The sequence below is a fragment of the Pseudoflavonifractor sp. MSJ-30 genome (genome assembly GCF_018918045.1).
In the GTDB taxonomy this organism is placed as follows: domain Bacteria; phylum Bacillota; class Clostridia; order Oscillospirales; family Oscillospiraceae; genus Faecousia.
The window spans coordinates 1-4,191 of record NZ_JAHLPU010000014.1; the positions used below are offsets into that span (position 1 = coordinate 1).

Genomic DNA, 4,191 nt, shown 5'->3' on the forward strand with positions numbered 1-4,191 from the left:
CGCAGCGAATCTTATCTGACGATTGCCAGTGGCAATCGCTCTATGAAATCATCGGCTTTGCCGACAGCGCCTCCCTTAAGCCGCATTCTTTCCCCCTTTCTTGGCGGGACAAGAAAGGGGCCCCCGGAGGGGCCCAGCCTATGAGTGGACAGGGCTTTCGTCAACCCGCAAAACGCCCCAAAAATCAAATCTCCAGCTTTCCCAGCCCCTCTTCCAGGGCTTTTTCATCCACCGCGGAATAGTTGATCACCAGCATTCCCCGGCAGTCCTCTCTGGGGCTTGTGTAAAAGCTGCCGAGGGGCTGTACCCGCAGACCGCTTTGGGCGAACAGGGCCGTTAAGGCGTTGTCGTCCAGGGCGGTTTCCACTTTCAGAAGGAAATGCAGCCCGGCGTCCTGCTCCAGAATGGTAAATTTTCCCGCGGCGGGGCAGCCCGCCAGCATAGCGATGACCCGGTTCCGCCGGGCCCGGTAGAATTTGCGCATCCGGTTGATGTGCTTTTCAAAGTACCCCCGGTCCAGAAACCGGGCCAGGGTGTATTGCTCAAAGCTGGGCACGGTGCAGCCGTAAAAACCCAGCTTTTCCCGGAAGCGGGCCATAAGCCCGGCAGGCAGCACCATATAACTGATACGGATGGAGGGGAAAAGCGTCTTGGAGAAGGTATTCATATAGATGACCCGCTCCGGATCCATGGTCTGCATGGGCGGCAGCGGATGCCCCCGGAAACGGAACTCCGTATCGTAGTCATCCTCAATGATGAAGCCGTCCGTCCGCCGGGCCCAGTCGATCAGCGCTCTGCGGCGGTGCAGGGGCATGACGATCCCCGTGGGGAAATGATGGGAAGGGGAGATGTGCAGCACCCGGGCGCCGCCCAGACTGTCCGGCCGGATGCCGCTTTCGTCCATGGGAATGGGCAGGCAGCGGACGCCTCCGGCGGCATAGATCTTCCGGATCTTCCCATAGCCCGGGTCCTCCACCCCATAGACCTTGTCCTGCCCCAGCAGCTGCAAGAGCAGATTGTAGAGGAAGTCCGTTCCCGCGCCGATCAGGATATTCTCCGGGTCTACGGTCATGCCCCGGAAATCTCCCAGATTTTTGGCAATGGCCGTCCGGGTCTCCGGCGCGCCTCTGCTGTCCACAGGCAGCAGAAGCCGCTCCCCATAGTCCAGAATGACCTCCCGCTGGAGCCGGATCCACACGGAAAAGGGGAACTGCCCCGTGCCGTTGCCGGTCAGATCTGCCCCCTGACGGGGCAGCGGCACGCTTTCGGTCACCGGCTGCACCGGCCGGGCCTTTTTTTGCGGTTCCACAGCTTCTACAAAGAAGCCGGACCGCTCCCGGGAGGAGATATACCCTTCCTCCAGCAGCTGGGCGTAGGCCGCCTCCACCGTGGTCTTCCCCACCTCCAGGTTGGAGGCCAGAGCCCGCTTGGATGGCAGTTTCTCTCCGGGCAGCAGGGTTCCCGTAAGGATATCCTCCCGGATGGCGCGGTACAGGGCCTCATACAGCGGAAGCCCCGGCTGCTTTTTCAGCGTGTAGGTTCTCATGCCTTTTTCCTTCGGGCCTCATAAGCCTCCCGGTCAATGGCTCCGCTGAGCAGCATTTTCTCGGACCAGAGCTGCAATGTCTCCACAGTGACGGAGATCCGCTCCAGCTCCTGCTGGATCGTGATAAAGTCGTCGATCTCGCCCCCGGAGACCTTGCCGTCCGCGGTGATCTCAATAAGCCGGTCCTTCCGCTTGTCCACAGCGTTGAGGGATGCCAGCATTTCCAATACAATGGCGCTGAGCTCCTTCATCTCCACCTGCGGCACATACTCTCTGCCGATGGGGCAGGTCTGGGAACAGTAGTAGTTGCACAGGCTGGGCCGCTTGTACTTCCGGGCCATGGTCAGCACTTCCTCCGGGTAAGGCTCACACTTGCCGCTCTCGATTTTTTCAATACGCTCCGGGCTGATGGTCTCCAGCAGCTCCGCCGCCTTCTCCCGGGACAGGCCCAGCTCCTCCCGGATCAGCTGAAATTTATTTTTGTTCTGCCTGACAGACGCTCTTCCCATATTTCCATACTCCTTATGCCTTTTGGGACATTATATCACGGCCGCGGGAAAAAGTACAGATTGATGGGATTTTGTTTGACCTTTTCCGGAATATTTGATAGAATAGAGAGCAAATCAGGGAGGGATGCACCATGGACAAGCCCTTTGCGCTGGGCATTCTGGTAGGCCGCTTTCAGGCGCTTCACGCCGGTCACCAGCAGATGATCGAAACAGCCCTGTCTCTGTGCGGCCAGGTGGGCATTTTCATCGGCTCTTCTCAGGAATCCGGCACCCGAAAGAATCCCTTTCCCTACGAACTGCGCGAAAAAATGCTGGAAAACCTCTTCGGCAGCCGGGTCAGCATCTATCCCCTGCCGGATATCGGCGTGGGCAACACCGCAGCCTGGGGGGACTATGTGCTGGAAAACGTTAAGGCGCGGTTCGGCCGTCTGCCGGATCTGCTGGTCTCCGGCAAAGAGGCCCGGCGGCTGGACTGGTTCGACAGCGTGGAGGGCGTGCGGATCGCGGAGCTGTATATCCCCAAAACCATTGAGATCTCCGCCTCTCAGATGCGGGAGTTTCTTCTGCGGGACGACCGGGCATCCTGGGAGCGTTATGTAAGCCGGGAGATCCACAGCCTGTACCCGGAGCTTCGTGCCCTGATGCTGGCATCTCAGAAAAATGAACGCACCATGAGTATTTGAAAGAAGTGTTTTTATGAAGTTGGAACCCATTGTCACCTCCCTTTTGGACACAGACCTTTACAAATTCAATATGGATCAGGTGATCTTCCACAAGCATACGGACCTGAACGGCGAGTACTATTTCAAGTGCCGCAATGAAAATGTTGTCTTTACGCCGGAAATGCTGGCGGAGATCAATGCCCAGATCGATCATCTCTGCTCCCTGCGGTTCACCAAGGCGGAGCTGAGCTATCTGCGCTCCATCCGCTTCATCAAAAGCGACTATGTGGAATTTCTGCGGCTGTGGCACCCCATCCGGGAATATGTCCATACGGACCTGTCCCCGGCGGGAGAGCTGATTCTTACGGTGAAGGGCCCCATGTTCTCCGCCATGCAGTTTGAAATTTACCTGCTGGAGATCGTCAACGAGGTCTATTTCCGGATGCACTATGACTATGCCACCCTGGAAGCCTCCGCCCGGGAGCGGCTGGAGCAGAAAATCCGGGACTTCAATTCCGGCAAGTACACCTTCGCCTTCGCCGAATTCGGCAGCCGCCGGCGGCTGTCCCGGCAGTGGCAGGACGAGGTTGTCCGCCGGCTGTCCACGGAGACAAAAAACTGCGCCGGTACCTCCAATGTGTATCTGGCCTGGAAATACAATCTGACCCCCATCGGCACCTACGCCCATGAGTTCGTCCAGATGTATCAGGGCATCGACTCCATCCCCCTGGCCTACACCAACCACTACGCCATGGCCGACTGGTACGATGAGTACCGGGGCGACAACGGCACCGCCCTGTCCGACACCATCACCACGGATCTGTTCCTCTACGATTTCGACCGCTCCATGGTCAACAACTACTCCGGCGTCCGCCACGACAGCGGCGACCCCTATGCGTGGGGCGAGAAAATGATCCGCCACTTCCGGAAGTACGGCGTGGACCCCAAAACCAAGGTGCTGCTCTTCTCCGACAGTCTGGATTTTGACCACGCCCAAAAGCTATACGACTACTTCAAAGACAAGACAAAGGTCTCCTTCGGCATCGGCACCTTCGTCACCAATGACACCTGCGAGGAGGCCCTGAACATCGTCATCAAGCTCCAGTACGTCAACGGCCGCCCGGTGGCCAAGCTCTCCGACGCCCACGGCAAGGAAATGTGTCAGGATGACGAGTACCTGAACTACCTGAAACGGTCCGTAGACTTCCGGCTGAACAGAGAAAAGTAAAAAAAATTGACAATTGACAATTGACAATGCGAATCAAGAGTTGACAGCCGTCCCTGTATGTAAAATCTAAAACCATATGCATCTTGAAAAAACAGGAAATCTGACGGGCGAGAGTCAAGCCTTCCCCTGAGAGGGGAAGGTGCCGAGCGAAGCGAGGCGGATGAGGTTGAGACTTCAAGTTATACACCTACCCCGTTTTATCCCTCCGGCCTCAACCTCATCCGGCCTGCGGGCCACCTTCCCCTC

The 4,191-nt window shown here is 57.7% G+C and carries 4 protein-coding genes; 2 read left to right on the plus strand and 2 right to left on the minus strand.

Annotated features, from left to right (window positions below; translation table 11 throughout):
• Positions 1 to 184: 184 nt before the first annotated feature.
• Together KQI10_RS01480 and KQI10_RS01485 are read right to left on the minus strand one after the other, a co-directional pair.
• Positions 185 to 1,546 (minus strand): PLP-dependent aminotransferase family protein, encoded by a 1,362-nt coding sequence (locus tag KQI10_RS01480; protein WP_216565633.1) that lies wholly within the window; start codon positions 1,544 to 1,546, stop codon positions 185 to 187.
• Positions 1,543 to 2,055 carry a helix-turn-helix domain-containing protein gene (locus KQI10_RS01485; protein ID WP_216565634.1) on the minus strand — a complete coding sequence of 171 codons (513 nt, stop codon included), beginning with the start codon at positions 2,053 to 2,055 and terminating at the stop codon, positions 1,543 to 1,545. The genes KQI10_RS01480 and KQI10_RS01485 overlap by 4 nt, the downstream gene beginning before the upstream one ends.
• Positions 2,056 to 2,186: 131 nt before the next feature.
• Between KQI10_RS01485 and KQI10_RS01490 the strand changes: the two genes are divergently transcribed.
• Both KQI10_RS01490 and pncB read left to right on the plus strand, forming a co-directional pair.
• A complete protein-coding gene (locus KQI10_RS01490) occupies positions 2,187 to 2,738 on the plus strand; it encodes an adenylyltransferase/cytidyltransferase family protein (protein ID WP_216565635.1) in 552 nt (183 codons plus the stop codon).
• Positions 2,739 to 2,751: 13 nt separating this feature from the next.
• Entirely contained in the window at positions 2,752 to 3,945 is a 1,194-nt protein-coding gene (gene pncB / locus KQI10_RS01495) for a nicotinate phosphoribosyltransferase (protein ID WP_216565636.1), read from the plus strand.
• Positions 3,946 to 4,191 lie beyond the last annotated feature (246 nt).